Here is an 18,217-nt window from a genome sequence, read left to right as displayed (position 1 = left end):
TAAAGCATTTGGCAATTGCCACAAATACTGCTAAATTCGATTCGGCAATTTACAAATTAGGTCTACAGATAAAATATTATGAGCGAAAAAAACGAAAAATTAAAAGCTTTACAGCTTACGATTGATAAATTAGATAAAACATACGGAAAAGGTTCTGTGATGAGGCTCAGTGATGAGAAAGTAATTGACATCCCTGCTATTCCTACCGGCTCATTGGGTTTGGACATTGCCTTAGGGGTAGGTGGTATACCGCGCGGAAGAGTAATTGAAATTTATGGCCCGGAATCTTCCGGAAAGACAACTTTAGCCATGCATTGCATTGCTGAAGCACAAAAAAAGGGTGGGATGGCCGCCTTTATAGATGCCGAACATGCTTTTGATAAATCCTATGCAGAGAAACTGGGAATAGATATTGAAAACCTCTTGATCTCGCAGCCTGACAATGGTGAACAGGCTTTGGAAATTGCTGAACATTTGATTAGATCTGGCGCGCTTGATGTAGTAGTAATAGATTCAGTAGCTGCCCTGGTGCCTCGTGGTGAACTGGAGGGGGAAATGGGTGACAGCAAAATGGGATTACAAGCCAGACTAATGTCACAGGCGCTTAGAAAATTAACTGGAGCTATTAGCAAAACAGGTTGTTCCTGCATTTTTATTAATCAGCTAAGGGAAAAAATTGGTGTGATGTTCGGTAATCCGGAAACCACCACTGGTGGTAATGCCTTAAAATTCTATGCTTCTGTCAGATTAGATATTCGAAGAATTGGTAGTATCAAAGAAGGGCCGGATAATATCACAGGTAACAGAGTGAAAGTGAAAGTGGTGAAAAATAAAGTAGCCCCACCTTTTAAGGTAGTAGAGTTTGACATCATGTACGGACAAGGTATTTCCAAAGTTGGTGAAATTATTGACTTAGGCGTAGAACTTGATGTAATCAAAAAAGCAGGTTCATGGTTCTCTTATATGGACAATAAATTAGGCCAAGGCAGAGATGCTGTAAAAACATTAATCTTAGACAATCCTGAATTGATGGAAGAACTGGAAACCAAGATCAGGAAAATCATTAGTGGTGATTCACCTGCTGAAAAAGAAAAAGTAAAGAAAGAAGCTGTTAAAAAATAAGCACTCTCTTAATGATAGAAATAGAAGCCCGGTACTAATTCTCCGGGCTTTTTTAATGTCTAAAAATCAATAACAAAATAATATTATTCAACTCATTATAATTAAAAAAAATAATTATTACCTTAATGCCATTAAAACCTTAAATACTTCTTCAAATGGTCAAACTATATCAATTAATGTTTTTGTGTCTTATTTCCACAGCTTTCATTTCATGTACCGATTCGGAAAAAGAAGTCAATTCCCTCAAGGAAGAAGTAATAAGAATCCATGATGAAGTAATGCCAAAAATGGACGAGATTATGCAACTAAAAAAAGCATTGAAGGAAAGGGAAAGTGTATTGGATTCATCTCAAACAGAAGAAATGACTGCAATCCATAACCATATACTGCACCTTGACGAGGCTGATGAAGAGATGATGAACTGGATGAGGAACTATAATGCCAGCATGGAAAACATGACTGATGAAGAAAAAATTGAGTACTTGAAAAATGAGAAAGTAGCCATTCAAATGGTGAAACAGTTAATGATGAGCTCCATTACCGAAGCAAAAACTTATTTGAACCAGGAAAAAGCTGAGTGAAAACCCTACTTAGGGCACTCTTGAAAAATGAATTTTACCAATAAACTGAGTATCCTTGCCTTTATTAATGGTTATAAAATTTAAATCTAAGTACTAAACCTCCAAAAAACAGGAATTCATTGAACATTGAGGTTTCACTTAAGTTTCAAGCATTATTAAACAAAATTATTTTTAATCTTTTATCTACTATATAACTAGCTCTGTTGGCTAGTTGCCAATCCACCTTTTTCAGAACTCACCCCTGATTCGTCTTCGACAAATCTGTCCCCTCTCTCCCAAGGAAAGAGGGGAGAAATCTCGTATAAATTAACACTCCCCTTAATATTTGTTAGAAGCACAAAGATTCTTTATTCAAAAAAGGCTGAAGTCAATATTCCCTTCTCTTTTGGGAAGAGAAGGGTGGTCCCGAGTAATCGGGATCGGGATGAGTTCAAACGCTAAAGTAAGAAATTGCTGATTAGGTTCAAGTTATCTCTTTTGTCCTCCCACCCGCTTTCTCGAGCAAAACTTGTCCCGTATTCTGGAGTTTATTTGGTTTTCAAACATTGGAGTATTTATTAAGAGTACGCTACTTATTCACAATTTCTAAGTGCTTTCTCAACCTCTTCCACCCTGACAAAACCTGTTTCATGACCCCATGAATTATAGACATAAGTAGTAATCTCAGCTATTTCCAGGTTTGACAAATTCTTCAATCCGGGCATTGCTTGTTCATAACTAATACCATTTACTTCAATTTCTCCCGTTAACCCTTTTTTAATGAGACAGATTGTTCTCTCTTTATCGGCCAACATATAATCTGATTGAGCCAATGGGGGATATAATTTACCCAAACCTTCCCCATCAGTCTGATGGCAATTGCTGCAATAGGTAGTATACAAGCTTTTGCCTTGAATCATGTATTTGGCAAATTTCTGCTTTTCAGCATTGGAATAGCCTTCTGTTGCCTGGTTATCAAACTCTGTAGAAGTGCCACAGGCATTCAATATTAAAACAATAAATATTAACAGGAGCCTAAATACCAGTGGTTGGTGCATCATAAGTAGCCAAAAGTCTTTGAATATCCTTTATTAACTGATCTACATCAGAAGATTGAGTTCCGTCATAAACACCTCTGATTTTTCGCTCCTTATCCACCAGGATAAACGCCCCACTGTGTATAAATCCACCTTCCTCATTTTCATCTTCGAGGGCTGTAACCATATAGCCTTTCTGTCCTAATTCGTAAATCTCCTCTTTCTCACCTGTTACAAAATGCCATTTAGGAGCTTCTACATCCAGTCTTTCTGCAAAATCCTTTAACAATGCAACTGTGTCATATTCCGGATCAATAGTATGGGAAATAATAGCTACCTCATCATTGTCCTTGTAGGCTTCATAAACCCGGAGCATTTCTTTTTTCATTGTTGGACAAATAGTGGGGCAGGAAGTAAAAAAGAAATCAGCGATATAGACTTTCCCTGAAAAAGTTTCCGGAGTAACCCAAACACTGTCCTGATTAACCAATCTGAAATCAGGAACAGTATGATCAAGTGTATCGGTAACAGTTTTACCATTCACCTGACGTTCAACAAATTGCTTCCTTCCTAATATCGGAAATTCCTCTTCTGCTTTTGTCTTTTTAGATTCGTTGGAATTGCCACATGCTAACAGCAAAAAGCTGGCAATGCTTAAAAATATAATGCTTTTTATTAATTTCATATGTTTAAATTCGTTTTTATGTTACCACCCCGATTAGCCGGGGCAGGCTATGTCCCAAAGGGATCCCTTCGGGAGAATTCGCGAAATTGACATTCATCCTCAATTGATGTTTCTCAATCATGCTCATTTCATGAATTAATGATTTATAAAATTTACCTACTCAATTTCAATCCGAATTATGCTTTCCTTTTAGAGTTACCTTCCCGAATAGCTTTATAAATTTTAACAGCTACCATTAGGAGCACTCCAAATGCAATAAAGCCTAAGGTACCCCAAATCCAGTTCACTTGATTTTTCAACACAATAAGGAATACTATTGCCACTAAAAAGAGTGTAGCTACCTCGTTCCAAATACGTAATTGCGTGGAAGTATATTTTAGTTCGGCATTCTGTAATTTTTTAAAAATATAATGACAAGAAAAATGATATAAATACAGCAAAAACACAAACGACAGCTTGATATGCATAAAAGGCATTTTAAGCCAGTCGGGTTGCAATACCAATAAAGAGGTTGCCAACACCAGGGTAATAATGGCGGATGGCCAGGTAATGACATACCATAACAATCGGGACATTTTACTTAGCTGCTTATGTAAAATTGATTTCTCAGGTTCCGTTTTTTGCAGTGCTTCTGTTTGATAGATAAACAATCGCACAATATAAAAAAGCCCCGCAAACCAGGTAACTATAAAAATAATATGCAGCGATTTTAGATATAGATACATTATAAAGTTAAAATGTCAATCGTTCAACAATAGCCTTTCTCAAGTAGGATCTATTTAAAATAGTATAATTGTAGTTTGCTTCCCCTCTCAATAAAATGAAGCTTCGCAAAAGTAATAAATAAGAATTAATTCTATCAGTAAAACATAGATAGATGAAAAACTGAAAAGTTTAAATCGTTTTATAGTATATTGGTCATTATTTTAATAATTAGCTTTTTATGTCTGAAACATCTAATCTTTGGTACTTTGAAAATGTGGACTTGTTCAATGTTTTATGCCCACATAAGGTAAAAGGAATGGATGAAAAACACATTCCTAATTTATTTAAGAAAGATCAATTCATTTACTTCCCTGAAGAAAATTCCCAGCATATTTATATGATAGCCGAAGGGAGAGTAAAAATTGGCTCCTATACAGATGACGGAAAGGAAATAGTGAAAGCCATATTAGGAAAAGGGGAATTATTTGGAGAAATGGCATTGGCAGGTGAAGATAAAAGATCGGACTTTGCACAATCAATGGACAATAATACTACTGTATGCATAATGAGTTTGGATGATATGAACGAGCTCATGGCCAACAATAAACCTCTGAGTTTTAAGTTGCTTAAAATTATTGGCTTACGCTTGCGCAAAGTAGAACGCAGACTCGAATCGTTGGTTTTTAAAGATGCCCGCACCAGAATTGTGGATTTCCTGAGGGATCAGGCTGAAGAAAAGGGACAAAAAGTAGGTTATGAAACGATGATACCCAGCTATTTGACCCATAAAGATATAGCTTCGCTCACAGGGACTTCACGCCAAACAGTCACTACTGTGCTGAATGAGCTAAGAGATAAAAACCTCATTAATTTTGACAGAAGAAAAATCCTGATCAGGGATATGGATAAGTTGGCATAAGCCTCCCGCATCCCTCCATTTGAGATTGTCTGGGATCTTTATTCGTTTCTGTTACCAATGTCAGACATTGGCTTTTACTCACCTATCCGTAGAGTTCCGCAGGACTCTACGGATTTTCAATAATTGAGAGTCTTTGACTCGGGCTTTCTGTAACGCTTCAAATACCACTCTCGAGAATTATTGATCCATCTAACCGCCCGATGATGGCCAACATTCTCTCCCCGCCCTCGACTTGTGTCTTCACGAGCGAGCAGTATGTCGCTCCTCTGGAGTTAGTCCGATGCGAAAACCAGCCCTATTAAGATGAAGCTCCTCTGGAGCTGGGATGTATATTCGAAATCATATACTTTTATTTTTTAGATCAAGGCTAATCCTCCTCAAGGAAAATGTGGAAGACTGACCGGTGATGGCAGCGAGCAAATCGTTAGGTCAGACCACAGGTCAGTACCGGAGGTTGCTTAAAGCCTCAATAACAAGCTACAGATATAGAAACCTCAGCCAACGATTTAGAAAGAATGGAAACTAACGGTCTGACGGCTTATAGCCGTACCGACCGATGAAACACTCGCTCGTCTATTCACCTATCCGTAGAGTTCACCTATCCGTAGAGTTCCGCAGGACTCTACGGATTTTCAATATTGAGAGCATGTCGCTCCTACGGAGCTGGCCTGAGGCAAAACCCAACCCTATTAAGAAGAAGCTCATCCCGAGCTTGAGTGGGTATTTTGAAACCTCCATTAATCCGGAAAAAGATTGCGTGGCCTGCACGCTGACAATAAAGTATTGTTGAGGCTCGCCACTAATAGCACTCAATTGTTAGTGAAATTTTGATAGAAGAAAAATCCTGATCAGGGATATGGATAAGCTAGCGTAAGCCTCCCGCATCCCTCCATTTGAGATTGTCTGGGAACTTTATTAGTTTCTGTTACCAATGTCAGACATTGGCTTTTACTGAATTAGCTAATCAAGAATTAAGATTGAACCTTACAGCTAAAACTAGCGCAGTGCTTCACTCAATGTCAGACATTTAGATGCCAATTAGCACTCAATGTTAGTGAATTGATTTTCTTACAAAAGCAATAGCATTTAGTTGATAAAAAAGGATTTGCACGAGTGTAAGATGGCTTTGCATGACTGCAAGAAGGTCTTGCATGACTGTAAGAAGACCTTGCATGGCTGTAAGATGCCCTTGCACGAGTGTAATATGCTCTTGCATGACTGTGAGAAGGCTTTGCACGAGTGTAAGAAGGCCTTGCACGACTGTAAGAAGACATTGTTTAGTTGTGAGGGGAAATTGTTTTTTTTGACACTTTCCATCATTTTAGTGTAAGAAGCACTACCTACATGTGGTATTTTGCTATGCTATTCGATGAGCTATTAGGATTAGATAAAGTAATGGTTTATGTTCATCACTTTGAATACAGTAACCGGCATAAAGCTGTGTATAAATGACAGTAAGCGTTTACACTCGTTTGATGTCGGTTAATTAAAAATATAGCGGATATAATGACAACTTTTGTGTTATTGTTTGCCTTAAGTCCTCCTATAGCAAAGGCATTGACTCCGCGTGCTAAAGGGATGGCAGAGAAATTGAAAGAATTAATAAAAATTAAATAATTGACTTGCAGTACTTTAAAAAAAAGTTAATCTGAATTAAATAATGAATTATGGCTCGATATAAAAAGTCACCTTTAGAGAAACTTCAGACAAAACTGAATAAGCTGACTTCTGAGCCAGAAGTTAAAGAAGAAAACAAAAAAATTAAGGTTAGAAATAAAATCCTACTTGAATATTCTTCTAAACTAATCAAATACACGAAGTGTAGATATTACCCTAGTAAAATAGAAGACTTGATTGAAGAATATTTTATAGTAAGAATTCCTTTAAATCACGACAACTTAAATCTTTTGGGTTCTAATCCAATAAACCCACCTTTTGGTGCAAGAAAAATTGTTGACCTTTTCAGAAATGTTAGCTCCACACTTTTTGATTCAATTACCATTGGAGCAACTGAAAGTAAAGTAGCTGGGAAATCAATATCTATAACAAAAGAGTTATACGACACTATTTTAAAAATTGATAAGGAAGAAGGGAAAGATCGCAAAGCAAGATTCACAAGTCGCATTGCCCCTTTCTTAAAGTCTGATTATAACCTAAATGTGGATGTCGCTGATGTCACAAGAAATTACTCCCTCTTATTGCAAGAAATGATTGCAAGTGGGGAACTTACTAAAGCGGATTTAATTTTATTATCCAACAACCTTGATTCAGGAGATACCAATCAAGTTATAATTGAGAAGCAGGTAAACAAACAAGTTAAATGGCTGATAGAAACAATTGAAAAATTATTAGAGGATACGGACTTAAATGCATCTAAGGCGAAGCAATTTGGAAGTGACGAATTTGGGTATAGCAAAGCAAGTATAACAGGTCCTGAACATTTAATAGAAAGGATATTAAGTGATTATGGACAATTCACTCTTTTTGGAGTTCCAGCTTTATTGAACACAGATAAATACGTGCTAACTACGGACTCACAATCAAGGTCACAATTCGACCTGATTTTGATTACTCATTTAGGTGATATTGAAGTTGTTGAATTAAAAAGAACAGATGAAACAATCTTAGATTATGATAGCAGTAGAGGAAAATTTTACCCGTCAAAAAGTCTGTCAATTGCTGTAGCTCAAGCAGAACGATATATAACTGCTGTCACGAAGGATAATGATGAAGAATACAAAATTGATGGGAAGAAAATAAGGGAATATGTAAATGACCTAGTTGGAGGAACAACCTTTATTGAAACGATTAGACCAACAGCATTAATCCTTATAGGTTCTTGGGAAACACTAACCAAAGACTACAACAAGTTATCCGCAGAGACAAAAAAGAAGCTAAAAAAAGCAGACTACAATGAAAATGGATTGAGAGCTTTTAGAGAAATAAAAGGCTCGTACAAAAACATTAAAATTCTTAATTATTCGGAACTATTAGAACATGCTAGAACTAGATTAGAATTAGCGAAAGAGTAAGTGAAAACTACACACAACACTAAATATAGGTCATTGGGCAGTTAGTGCTAAATTTGAAAATGATTACATTTAAGAAAACATGTATTACGAAAAATGAAAAAGTATTACAGTACGTCAGAATATAAAAAAGCTAACAAAAGGCGAGCTGTAAAGTCTCATAAAAGAAAACTCGTTAGTAAAGAAAAGAAGAAAAAAAAATTAAGAGACAAACAAGGTAAAAGTGTAGAGCAACTTAAAAAAGAGGATTTATTAAAAAGGTACATAAAAATTTCTGCACCAAACAAATTTTCGTTCATTAAATATCCTGAAGAAACAATCAAATTCATTCACAAACTAGAACGACAATATCAAAATAGAAAGAAAGTATTTGTTGACCTTTCTTTAATTGAGGAATTAGATTATTCGGCTATCTCAATTTTAGTTTCAGTTATGTTTACATTTAAATCTAGAAATATTGATTTTAATGGCTCATTTCCTGAGAATCCAGACCTAAAAAAACTTTTAATCGATTCTGATTTCTTTAAATATTTAAATAGACCTGTAGGAAACAAACTCGAATATAACGTAGGTAAACCAAATCAAATATTTACAAGAGCAAATAAAGAGGTCAATTCTGAATTAGGATTAGTTGTAATGGAAGAGGTAAGTGAAACTATTTGGGGTAAAAAACGCACTTGCAAAGGATTACAACGCGTATTGCTTGAATTAATGCATAACACTAATAATCATGCAGATACTGGAGGCAAAGGAGTCAAACATTGGTGGCTTTCTGTCAACCACAACAAAAAAGAGCAAAAAGTATCTTTTGTCTTTATTGATTATGGCGTAGGTATTTTTGAAAGCTTAAAAAACAAACCAAATAATAGTAAATGGGCTGGAGCAATAGAGAAAATATCAAATAGGTTTAAATACGGTTCTAATAATGATATTTTAAAACTTCTTCTCAACGGAGATGTTCATATGACTGTTACTGGAGAGCATTTTAGAGGAAAAGGATTGCCAGGAATAAAAGAAGTTCAAGATAGAAATCAAATCAGTAATCTTCATATTATAAGTAATGATGTGTTCTCAGATGTAGAGAATGACAATTATAAAAAATTAAATAAAAATTTCAGTGGCACATTTGCTTTCTGGGAATTAAACAAGGATAACATAAATTCAGAATGGATAATATCATAATTAGGGTAAAAGATTTCTCTATTGTACCCGGTACTCGCAAAAAAGATGAAGGTAAAAATGCTCACTCTGGTGAAGAGTTTAGGGAAGATTATTTGATTCCAAAATTTAAAGAAGCGATAAAAGACAAAAAAAAGCTGACTGTAAACTTAGATGGAACAATAGGTTATGGTACTTCATGGCTTGAAGAAGTCTTTGGTGGGTTAGCACGTAATTTCGGAAAAAACCAAGTGAATTCAATTCTAGAATTTATATCAGAGGAAGAACCCTATTTAATTGATGACATAAAACACTACATAGAACATGCTGAAAAAAATAACTAAACCATTAATTATAGGAGGTGTATTCTACTTAGTGGGGTTCTACTCATGTCTATTAATTAAAAAATGGACAGTATTGAGCGTTAACAATCAAGTAAATATTGAAATTAATCCACTAGAAATCTTAACACTAGGCATTACTGTAATGCTAGCTATATATGTTACTCGAACTCTTTCCAAAAAAAATGATTTGGAAAAAAACGAAAAGGATTTATTAATTAATTATCTAAGCGAATTCAAGTTGCTTTGTAATTCTAAAATATCTAAATTATTACTCAATGATAATTTTGATACACCCGAAACCAAATCGGATATGAAAATATTACGCAAAAAGATTAATTCAATTATCGAGCTAGCCAAGGAATACAAATTCATTGAAGAAAATGACACGCTTGCTACTGAACTTAACAACAAAGTAAGAGATATATGGGAGCTTTTAACTGATTGTCCTGAAAAAGTAACCAGCAGAGCAAGTAAAACAGTTAAAGATGGTATTGAGAGAATTAGACTTGAACAGGTAAACAAAGTTGAAGCTGCATTAATAGATATTGAACGGCTAATTTTCAAGATTACAATGAAAATTAATAATAAATAAATGTGGCTAACAAGGTTTATAGTGCATAGCACCCTGCGGGATGCTATACACTATACATTAACCGTTATCATTTATTCATGTTAAAACAAATATTCATAGTTCTTTCAGCTTTCTTCCTTGGTTTACCAGTATTTGGGCAACAGATGGAACTCAATAATACGTATTGGCTATTTGAACCTCCTTCTGGACCGGATAACCATCTTATTTTCAAAACTAATAAGGTTATATACAGCTTAGATTTTCTTAATTATTATGAAGGTACTTGGCACTTGAATGAAGATACCATTTTAATTTCCTTCACTCATTACAAAGGCATGAGAGGTATTGGCAACATTAATCCGGTCTCGTCAACAGACTATTCATCATATACCAAGAGTGTTCCGACCATTAACGAAATTAATAAATCAGCAAAAATTGTTATAAATCGTAACGAACTCTACTTCTTCTGGAATGTTCAAAATAATCCTGAATTATTTAAACCAGTGGATAAACCAGAATTTAATCCTGATAATCTAAAAATTATTATTAGTGGTAAATGTCCAGAAGCATCCATCAGAGTAATTCCGATTGAAGAATTGAAAATCTATTCCAAAGAAGAATTACGGCTAATGCGTAATGAAATTTTTGCGCGATACGGTTATACTTTTAAATCACCGCAGTTAGCTGACTATTTTAATCGGCAAACCTGGTATCATCAAAACCCTAAGACAAATGAAGAGGTCGAATCTTATCTCACTAACATCGAGATAAGGAATATCGAAAGTATAAGAACAATTGAATGAGTACAGATGCTAATAGACTGCCGTGAGCCATAAGCCACGCATAATATAGCCGCTCTTTACTCCAACTATACCTCGATTCTACTTGGGCATCAATACAGCACATTTGCTTTCACCCCAACTCGCTCAACTGACCGGAATGTCGAAGCTACTAGATTACTACTCTTTTATTTTTACATAAATGTGTTTGATATGTGTTTTTCCAGACTCTCTTTCATCCACTTCAAAATGCTTTTTCAAAGATTTAATCAAAGGGGTTAGCTTTGAAAAGCCATAGTTCCTGGGGTCAAAGTCAGGTTTCTTTTTAATAATAAGTCCACCCACTTCTGCCAAAAATGCCCAGCCATCATCATCAGCCAGGTCTTCAACTGAACTTTTAAGTAGTTGAATAAAACTATTATCAATAGGATCTACCTGGTTTTCTGCTTCCGGTGAAGGCACTGATGTTTTTGAAACATTTTTCGTGCTTTTCTTGGGACCAATGATTTCGATATAAATAAATTTGTCACATGCCACAATAAAAGGATTGGGGGTTTTCTTCTCCCCTATTCCTATAACCAACATGCCCGATTCCCGAAGCCTTGTCGCCAACCTTGTAAAATCACTGTCGCTGGAAACAAGGCAAAACCCATCCACTTTCTCACTATGCAATATATCCATTGCATCAATAATCATAGCTGAATCAGTGGCATTTTTGCCTGTAGTGTAACTATACTGCTGAATTGGAGTGATGGCATGCAATAATAAAGCAGGCTTCCAACCCGCAACAGTTGGTTTGGTCCAATCTCCATAAATTCTTTTGATGGACGGCACTCCCAATTTCGATATTTCATCCAGCATTCCCTTAATATTTGAATAGGGAATATTGTCAGCATCTATTAATACAGCCAATCGTAAATCCTTTTTCTCACTCATGTTCTAAAGTTAAAAAATATAAATGGCTTGTGTACTTACTGTCGATAAAAGGATTAATAAACTGTAGATTCTTATCCATTTTTGGTCGCTACAGGAGCATTGTACAATAATACAAATTCTTTTGAATTCAATACACAAATACATATAGTCAGGTTTTGTTAATTCTCAGAAGGGATTAATTGAAAGTGCCAGATTTTGAACATAAAAAAAGCACCGGAAAGGTGCTTTTTAAATATCTTAAATTTTAATTATTATCAGTTAGCGAAACCATTTCTTATGATAAAATCCTCGTAAGCCTTCTGATAGATCTCTACCTCAGGAGCAATTTGAATAGCTTTCTCATAGGAAGTCAATGCATCCAACAATAAGTTATTATCTTCATAAAAGGCGGCCATTACCATATTATCCAAAGCGGTTTCTTCCTGCACCTCAGATTTCAATTCATTCAACATCTTCTTAATCTCTGCTGACTCATCTTCAGGCTTAATAATGATAGCATATTCTTCAGAATTCAAATCTTTTCCTTTCACGCTTACTTTCACTTTCACAAATTTATTTTCTAAATTATTGAAAGGTGATGAAGCCATATTAAGTGTAGTAGCCGTTTTATCAGTTTCCTCTGTTTTAATCACTTCATCAAAAAGATTACTATAGACTACCTCGTAGCTCAATTCTTCAATTTCGCCAGTTTGCTGAGGCTCACTCCACCTGATGATTACTTCAGGATTGATAATATCAGTAGAGCTATGTGCCATCACTTTTATTTTGGCACCACTAGCCAATGCGCGGTCAACCGCCCCGGTAGCTCCCAGGCTTTTTCTGTAATCCCCGGCACCCTCTTCATCACTCATTCTGTTCATTACAAAATCAGCATATTTACTTGCCACACTGGAATTTTTTCCTTTTAAATTATCCGCGAGTGTATTAACATTGTACTCACCAGATGTTTTTACTTCCAATGTTTTTCCTGAATTATGCATAAGCCCTAAATAAGCCTCATTTGATAATTTCAGCTCATCACCTGAATTTAAAGACTGACCCGTTTTAAGTGGTGCCCAATCATTGCCCTTTAGCTTTACAGAATTATCTCCCTTATTAGCCAAGACCTTAAATACATACTCTTGCGCATTTGCACTGAAGCTCCCCAGCCAAATAACAACTACAAAAATTTTAATAACGCTTTTCATAACTTTTTCTATTGTTTAATTTATTACCACCTTTTTAGTCTTTCTTTTGACACTAAACAGTTCTTTTCTACCCTCTGAGGTAAACATGTTTTTCACTACTCCATTATATACTTCAAGAGAATCACCTACGGCTGCCACCACACCCATAGCTAATGTTAATTCCAAATTCCAATCAAACCAATGATAGGCATATATTACAAATCCAATGATTAACAACAATTCTATTAATTGAGTGATTTTCGTAATACCATCATACCATTTAGGTAAGCTATAATAAACCCACATAAAAGCTACTACATTAATATAACATAAAATAACAGCAATTAAAAGTTGATATTTTTCTTCCAGTTGATATACATAATCTTCATCCAAAATCATTGAGATAATATTGGCATGAATAACTGCCCCATACATATCAGGAGCCCCTCTTCCTGCATACTTTACATTTAAAGGGGTGAAATATTTATCCTCCACATTATAAGGGTCACCAAAGTAGTCCCCCATAAAACCAAAAATAACGATCTTATTTTCTATTACTTCCGGCATAAAATTCTCATTGAACACATCTTCTATGTCCAGGGCATAAAATGTAGTGGCAAAATTAGATTCAGACCCCATTGAATTTCCTTTAAAATTGATATACTCAACTTCTTTATTTCTTTCAAGGAATTTTTCAACCTTTTCAGGAGCATAATAATTGGCTAATCTCACTGCAAAAGCCATTTGCGGATCTCCTTTATAATTTAACTGAGGTGTAAAAGTACGACAGGTTTTCACATCTTCCTGAGAAACTCCTTCCTCAGTAACCAGATTGGCAAAAGCAAAATCCGCATTGGCTCTGAACGGATCCGCTGATATTTTCATAGAATCAAAATAATTTTCTTCCTCTTTTAAATTTAAAAGTTTGGAAGCCATCACCAAATTATCTACTTCGGATAAAGCCTGAGCCAATATGCTATCAGTCACGGGATCTTTAGGATAAGGAAAAAACGAATCCACTCCTATCACTTTCGGATTGTATTTATTTATAATTCTGATTTGTTCAGCCACTCCGGCTCTGGGAAGCCTGCCTATGTTCACTAAAACTACATTTTCTTCAGCAGGCGGAGCCTCTCTTAAGTTGGAATACACCAAATCAGTAAACTCAACATCTTCCAAAGCTTCACCTACAGGGTCTATGGCCTCAAGTGTATTTAAGAGAGAAGATAAGGCATAAATGATTAAGAAAATGAACCCTGTAGCCATTACAGAATCCAGCCAAATGTTGCCGATTATCTTTACTTTCATAATATATTGAAATAGTGCATTTTTTTAACTGAATATTAAAATTATATTAAAAATTACTAAATACCAATTAATACTGATAAAAACTTGTTTTATCAGTGCTCCCTGTAGTAAATTTCATCTTCAATCATACAAAAAAGCATTGAAAAGAAAAAACAGACTAAGTATTCAGGAATATAAGGATGGTATTCTTTCGGGTAACCGCGTAATACTCAGTAGGGCCATCACTTTAGTGGAAAGCGCATTGGATGATGACAATGAATTGGCTGCAAAACTTATCAATGAAATATATCCTTATACAGGAAACTCCTACCGCATTGGAATTACTGGTGTGCCGGGAGTAGGAAAAAGTACTTTTATAGAATCATTTGGAGCTTATTTAATTGAGCAAAATAAAAAATTAGCAGTCCTGACTATAGATCCTTCAAGTCAAAAAAGTGGGGGTAGTATTTTGGGAGACAAAACCCGTATGGAAAAATTGAGTGTTTCTTCTCATGCCTTTATAAGGCCTTCTCCCGCGGGAGATGCTTTGGGAGGTGTAGCCCATAAAACCCGGGAAACCATGTTATTGTGCGAAGCAGCAGGATATGATGTGATTTTTATTGAAACTGTAGGCGTAGGGCAATCAGAAACTGCTGTTAAAAACATGGTCGATTTTTTCCTGCTGCTAATGTTAGCAGGAGCAGGAGATGAATTACAGGGAATAAAAAAGGGGATTATGGAAATGGCGGACAGCATTGCCATTACCAAAGCAGATGGAAATAATTTGGATGCTTCCAGGCAAGCTAAGAAAGAATATCAAAATGCATTACATCTTTTCCCTTCGAATGAAAATGGATGGAACCCGCAAGTTCTGTTGTGCTCTGCCTTACAAAATAAAGGATTAGAGGATACCTGGAAAATATTGACAGATTACTACTTTAAAATGAAGCAAAATGGTTTTTTCGATTTTAACAGAAAAGAGCAGTCAGTTCATTGGATGCACCAAACAATTAACCTTTACCTTAAAAGAAACTTTTATAATCGTCCAGAAATTATAGAAAAATTAGCGACATTTGAAGACGCGGTACGTTCCGGTAAAAAACATTCCGTACAGGCCGCAAGGGAATTACTATCTTTTCAAGTTAATAATTAAAAACGCATGAAGAAACAATACTTATTATGGCTCCTAATCACATTACCCGTGAGCCTGTTTAGCCAAACACCTTGTGACAATGGGACAGTAAATGGTTACCCTTGTAATCAAGTGGATTTTTATGCCCGCTTAAGCAATAGTGAACTTACCGGGGGATCCAGCTTAGATTTAAATGATATTTGGGGATGGACTGATCCGGAAACCGGAAAGGAATATGCATTGGTAGGAATAACAAATGGAACTGTGTTCGTGGACGTAAGTAATCCTTCTCAACCGGAAATTGTAGGCCGGTTAGCGAGCCATACAGGAAACTCAAGTCTTTGGAGAGATATTAAAGTGTTTAACAATCATGCTTTTATTGTAGCTGACAATAATTCAGGGCATGGCATGCAGGTATTTGACCTTACCCGACTTAGAAACGTTGCAAATGCTCCAGCCACTTTTGATAATGATGGTCATTATGATGGTGTAGGAAGTGCACACAATGTGGTTATAAACGAGGAAACAGGTTTTGCCTATATAGTAGGAGCCAGAGGTGCCGGAAATAATTGTGGACAAGGTGGCTTGCATATTGTGGACATCAACGATCCTAAAAATCCGGTTTATGCAGGATGTTTTGATGCTGATGGCTATACCCACGATGCCCAGTGTGTAATTTACAATGGGCCAGATACTGATTATCAAGACAAAGAGATTTGTTTTAATGCCAATGAAAATACTATTACAATAGCTGATGTTACCACCAAAAGCAATACACTTTTAATCAGTAAAGAAGGTTACCCTCAGTCAGCTTACTCACATCAAGGTTGGCTTACAGAAGACCATAAATATTTTATATCCAATGATGAGCTGGATGAAAGCAATAGCGGCATTAATACCAGAACATTGATTTGGGATGTGCAGGATTTGGACAATCCTCAATTGATCAATCAATATTTTTCAGAGAGAAAAGCCATAGATCATAATTTATATGTAAAAGACAATCAAATTTTTCAATCAAATTATGAAAACGGATTGATCATATTAGATGCTGAAAAAGCTGGAGAAGGAAACTTAAGAGAACTTGCTTTTTTTGATACTTATCCACAAGGTCAGAATACAGCTTTTAATGGCGCATGGAGTAATTATCCTTTTTTTGAAAGTGGAATTGTAATTGTAAGTGATATTAATAACGGCTTATTCATATTAAAACCGAATATTAATGACATTGTATTGGACCATCCTAAGTTTACGAGTTGCGAATTTATTCAAGACATCAGCATAACATTAAATAATGGGTTTACTGCTGAAAGTTATCAGTGGCAGGTTATAGATGAAGGAAAACCTTCAGATCTTAGCAATTCTTCCTCTTTTTCCGGAGTAAATACTGCCACGCTTACAGTAAACTCTGAAGAGATGGATTTGAGCGGGCTTACTTACCGGGTTAAAGTCACATTGACTGATGGTAGTATAGCTTATTCTTACACCTCAAATGAAGCTGGAAGTCTACCTAAGTCTGATTTCACCTATTCAATCTCAAACTCAAACAAAGAAGTAAACTTTTTTAGTAAATCAGTAGATGCAACTTCCTGGATATGGGATTTTGGAGATGGTTCTGAAGTTTCTACAGAGGAAAACCCGGTACATACTTATGAGGAAGACGGAACTTATGAAGTTTCATTAACAGCTATTAATGAATGTGGCGAAGCTTTAAAAACAGAGGATGTGGGCTTTTTCGTATTAAGTAACCTACAAAAATCAAATTTCGAAATTACGCTTTACCCCAATCCTGTTCAGAACAAATTATATCTTATCAGTGACGAAAAAGAATTAAGTAGTATTGAGGTAATTGATTTAAAGGGGAAAGTTATTCATAGCCTTTCCACATTAAATAATGGTAGTAAAAACACAATCAATACCAGCAATTGGGAGAAAGGAATCTATTTTATAATTTTTACTAATAACAAAGGGGAAAAACACCTAAGAAAAGTTTTAAAATAATAGATTCTTTGAGAATTTTATAATGAAAAGGAGCATGATTAGGTTCATGTTCCTTTTTTTATAAATAAAAATCAGCAAAGTAAAACTCTTTTTTTCTTTCTTCTAGCTTGTCTTCCACTTCCACTTTGAATTCATAGAAATGGCTGGCTACCTCATGTAAGACTACGTTAACAGGCTTTTGGAAAAGTGGCCCATCATAGACAAAAGTATGAAACTCTCCATTTTCTCCGCAAGGATCCACTTCCGGAGGTAAATTATCAAGTAATTCCTGGTTAAGTGTTTTTCCGACCTGATCCTTTATGAAATATTGAGCATCACCCGCACAAATTTTTGTTTTATATCCAAGTTGAATAAAATTTTCTATTTGCTGCCTGGTATTGTTTTTCCAGAGAGGAAAAATAGCAGCAAGCCCTGTGTCAGCCAGCTGGTTTTCCCGATATTCTTTTAAATCTTCTAAAAATATATCCCCAAAAGCTATGGCTTTAATTCCTTTCAGGATACAGCTTTCACAATATTTCCGCATTAAATCCTCATAGGAACTGTGGCTTTGGTCTACAGGCAAAACGCTAAAGACAATAGGTATCTCCAGGGATTCCGCCTGAGCTTCCATCAACTCCCTATGAATCCCGTGCATGCCCACTCTTTGTGTTTCTTCTCCTATTACGGTATGTAAATGATCAATTTCGTATTTACCAGATTGCTTTAGAAGATGCAAAGCCATCATTGCATCTTTACCTCCACTCCAACTGATGGCTATTTTATTTTTTGACATGGTATATTGATTTT

At 35.6% G+C, this 18,217-nt stretch carries 17 protein-coding genes; 10 read left to right on the top strand and 7 right to left on the bottom strand.

Annotation, left to right across the window (positions count from 1 at the left end; genetic code table 11):
• Positions 1–78: 78 nt before the first annotated feature.
• Positions 79–1,122 carry a recombinase RecA gene (recA, locus tag JKA74_RS01095; protein ID WP_201429302.1) on the top strand — a complete coding sequence of 348 codons (1,044 nt, stop codon included), beginning with the start codon at positions 79–81 and terminating at the stop codon, positions 1,120–1,122.
• Positions 1,123–1,277: 155 nt separating this feature from the next.
• Positions 1,278–1,703: a hypothetical protein gene (locus JKA74_RS01090; protein ID WP_201429301.1), complete on the top strand. Its 426-nt coding sequence runs from the start codon at positions 1,278–1,280 to the stop codon at positions 1,701–1,703.
• Between the two features lie 572 nt (positions 1,704–2,275).
• Here the strand turns inward: JKA74_RS01090 and JKA74_RS01085 are convergent.
• The 3 genes from JKA74_RS01085 to JKA74_RS01075 form a co-directional block, all read right to left on the bottom strand.
• Positions 2,276–2,743: a c-type cytochrome gene (locus tag JKA74_RS01085; RefSeq protein ID WP_236587473.1), complete on the bottom strand. Its 468-nt coding sequence runs from the start codon at positions 2,741–2,743 to the stop codon at positions 2,276–2,278.
• Positions 2,718–3,404 (bottom strand): SCO family protein, encoded by a 687-nt coding sequence (locus tag JKA74_RS01080; protein WP_201429300.1) that lies wholly within the window; start codon positions 3,402–3,404, stop codon positions 2,718–2,720. Before JKA74_RS01080 ends, JKA74_RS01085 begins: the two co-directional genes overlap by 26 nt.
• A gap of 176 nt (positions 3,405–3,580) precedes the next feature.
• Positions 3,581–4,129, bottom strand: coding sequence for a CopD family protein (locus tag JKA74_RS01075; RefSeq protein ID WP_236587472.1), 549 nt, complete (start codon positions 4,127–4,129; stop codon positions 3,581–3,583).
• A 218-nt stretch (positions 4,130–4,347) separates the two neighbouring features.
• On the opposite strand from JKA74_RS01075, the gene JKA74_RS01070 reads away from it, so the two are divergent.
• The 6 genes from JKA74_RS01070 to JKA74_RS01045 all read left to right on the top strand — a co-directional run bounded on the left by JKA74_RS01070 (position 4,348) and on the right by JKA74_RS01045 (position 10,933).
• Positions 4,348–5,028 (top strand): Crp/Fnr family transcriptional regulator, encoded by a 681-nt coding sequence (locus JKA74_RS01070; protein WP_201429299.1) that lies wholly within the window; start codon positions 4,348–4,350, stop codon positions 5,026–5,028.
• A gap of 1,667 nt (positions 5,029–6,695) precedes the next feature.
• Positions 6,696–8,060 (top strand): Shedu anti-phage system protein SduA domain-containing protein, encoded by a 1,365-nt coding sequence (locus JKA74_RS01065; RefSeq protein WP_201429298.1) that lies wholly within the window; start codon positions 6,696–6,698, stop codon positions 8,058–8,060.
• A 93-nt stretch (positions 8,061–8,153) separates the two neighbouring features.
• Positions 8,154–9,239, top strand: coding sequence for a hypothetical protein (locus JKA74_RS01060; RefSeq protein ID WP_201429297.1), 1,086 nt, complete (start codon positions 8,154–8,156; stop codon positions 9,237–9,239).
• The gene (locus tag JKA74_RS01055; protein WP_201429296.1) at positions 9,224–9,559 is read left to right on the top strand and encodes an STAS-like domain-containing protein; all 336 of its coding nucleotides are present in this window, start codon (positions 9,224–9,226) and stop codon (positions 9,557–9,559) included. Before JKA74_RS01060 ends, JKA74_RS01055 begins: the two co-directional genes overlap by 16 nt.
• Positions 9,540–10,151, top strand: coding sequence for a hypothetical protein (locus tag JKA74_RS01050; protein ID WP_201429295.1), 612 nt, complete (start codon positions 9,540–9,542; stop codon positions 10,149–10,151). Before JKA74_RS01055 ends, JKA74_RS01050 begins: the two co-directional genes overlap by 20 nt.
• 77 nt (positions 10,152–10,228) lie before the next feature.
• On the top strand, positions 10,229–10,933 hold the full coding sequence (locus JKA74_RS01045; RefSeq protein ID WP_201429294.1) for a YARHG domain-containing protein: 705 nt from the start codon (positions 10,229–10,231) through the stop codon (positions 10,931–10,933).
• 156 nt (positions 10,934–11,089) lie between these two features.
• On the opposite strand, the gene JKA74_RS01040 is transcribed toward JKA74_RS01045, so the two are convergent.
• From JKA74_RS01040 to JKA74_RS01030, 3 genes are all read right to left on the bottom strand, one after another.
• On the bottom strand, positions 11,090–11,845 hold the full coding sequence (locus tag JKA74_RS01040) for an NYN domain-containing protein (RefSeq protein ID WP_201429293.1): 756 nt from the start codon (positions 11,843–11,845) through the stop codon (positions 11,090–11,092).
• A 254-nt stretch (positions 11,846–12,099) separates the two neighbouring features.
• On the bottom strand, positions 12,100–13,032 hold the full coding sequence (locus tag JKA74_RS01035; RefSeq protein WP_201429292.1) for a hypothetical protein: 933 nt from the start codon (positions 13,030–13,032) through the stop codon (positions 12,100–12,102).
• A 15-nt stretch (positions 13,033–13,047) separates the two neighbouring features.
• Positions 13,048–14,319 carry a CHASE2 domain-containing protein gene (locus JKA74_RS01030; RefSeq protein ID WP_201429291.1) on the bottom strand — a complete coding sequence of 424 codons (1,272 nt, stop codon included), beginning with the start codon at positions 14,317–14,319 and terminating at the stop codon, positions 13,048–13,050.
• 139 nt (positions 14,320–14,458) lie between these two features.
• On the opposite strand from JKA74_RS01030, the gene meaB reads away from it, so the two are divergent.
• Positions 14,459–15,451 (top strand): methylmalonyl Co-A mutase-associated GTPase MeaB, encoded by a 993-nt coding sequence (meaB, locus tag JKA74_RS01025; protein ID WP_201429290.1) that lies wholly within the window; start codon positions 14,459–14,461, stop codon positions 15,449–15,451.
• Between the two features lie 6 nt (positions 15,452–15,457).
• Positions 15,458–17,431, top strand: a complete 1,974-nt coding sequence (locus JKA74_RS01020; protein ID WP_201429289.1) for a choice-of-anchor B family protein — start codon at positions 15,458–15,460, stop codon at positions 17,429–17,431.
• A 58-nt stretch (positions 17,432–17,489) separates the two neighbouring features.
• Here JKA74_RS01020 and JKA74_RS01015 read toward each other — a convergent pair whose 3' ends face one another.
• The gene (locus tag JKA74_RS01015) at positions 17,490–18,203 is read right to left on the bottom strand and encodes a Dph6-related ATP pyrophosphatase (RefSeq protein WP_201429288.1); all 714 of its coding nucleotides are present in this window, start codon (positions 18,201–18,203) and stop codon (positions 17,490–17,492) included.
• Positions 18,204–18,217: the final 14 nt, after the last annotated feature.

This window comes from Marivirga aurantiaca (genome assembly GCF_016679925.1).
GTDB lineage: Bacteria > Bacteroidota > Bacteroidia > Cytophagales > Cyclobacteriaceae > Marivirga > Marivirga aurantiaca.
This window is presented reverse-complemented; position numbering and strand designations above follow the sequence as displayed.

Excerpts from the sequence above, each read along its gene's own strand:
- recA (WP_201429302.1), top strand. The coding sequence starts at position 79 with ATGAGCGAAAAAAACGAAAAATTAAAAGCTTTACAGCTTACGATTGAT.
- JKA74_RS01090 (WP_201429301.1), top strand. The coding sequence starts at position 1,278 with ATGGTCAAACTATATCAATTAATGTTTTTGTGTCTTATTTCCACAGCT.
- JKA74_RS01085 (WP_236587473.1), bottom strand. The coding sequence starts at position 2,743 with ATGATGCACCAACCACTGGTATTTAGGCTCCTGTTAATATTTATTGTT.
- JKA74_RS01080 (WP_201429300.1), bottom strand. The coding sequence starts at position 3,404 with ATGAAATTAATAAAAAGCATTATATTTTTAAGCATTGCCAGCTTTTTG.
- JKA74_RS01075 (WP_236587472.1), bottom strand. The coding sequence starts at position 4,129 with ATGTATCTATATCTAAAATCGCTGCATATTATTTTTATAGTTACCTGG.
- JKA74_RS01070 (WP_201429299.1), top strand. The coding sequence starts at position 4,348 with ATGTCTGAAACATCTAATCTTTGGTACTTTGAAAATGTGGACTTGTTC.
- JKA74_RS01065 (WP_201429298.1), top strand. The coding sequence starts at position 6,696 with ATGGCTCGATATAAAAAGTCACCTTTAGAGAAACTTCAGACAAAACTG.
- JKA74_RS01060 (WP_201429297.1), top strand. The coding sequence starts at position 8,154 with ATGAAAAAGTATTACAGTACGTCAGAATATAAAAAAGCTAACAAAAGG.
- JKA74_RS01055 (WP_201429296.1), top strand. The coding sequence starts at position 9,224 with ATGGATAATATCATAATTAGGGTAAAAGATTTCTCTATTGTACCCGGT.
- JKA74_RS01050 (WP_201429295.1), top strand. The coding sequence starts at position 9,540 with ATGCTGAAAAAAATAACTAAACCATTAATTATAGGAGGTGTATTCTAC.
- JKA74_RS01045 (WP_201429294.1), top strand. The coding sequence starts at position 10,229 with ATGTTAAAACAAATATTCATAGTTCTTTCAGCTTTCTTCCTTGGTTTA.
- JKA74_RS01040 (WP_201429293.1), bottom strand. The coding sequence starts at position 11,845 with ATGAGTGAGAAAAAGGATTTACGATTGGCTGTATTAATAGATGCTGAC.
- JKA74_RS01035 (WP_201429292.1), bottom strand. The coding sequence starts at position 13,032 with ATGAAAAGCGTTATTAAAATTTTTGTAGTTGTTATTTGGCTGGGGAGC.
- JKA74_RS01030 (WP_201429291.1), bottom strand. The coding sequence starts at position 14,319 with ATGAAAGTAAAGATAATCGGCAACATTTGGCTGGATTCTGTAATGGCT.
- JKA74_RS01020 (WP_201429289.1), top strand. The coding sequence starts at position 15,458 with ATGAAGAAACAATACTTATTATGGCTCCTAATCACATTACCCGTGAGC.
- JKA74_RS01015 (WP_201429288.1), bottom strand. The coding sequence starts at position 18,203 with ATGTCAAAAAATAAAATAGCCATCAGTTGGAGTGGAGGTAAAGATGCA.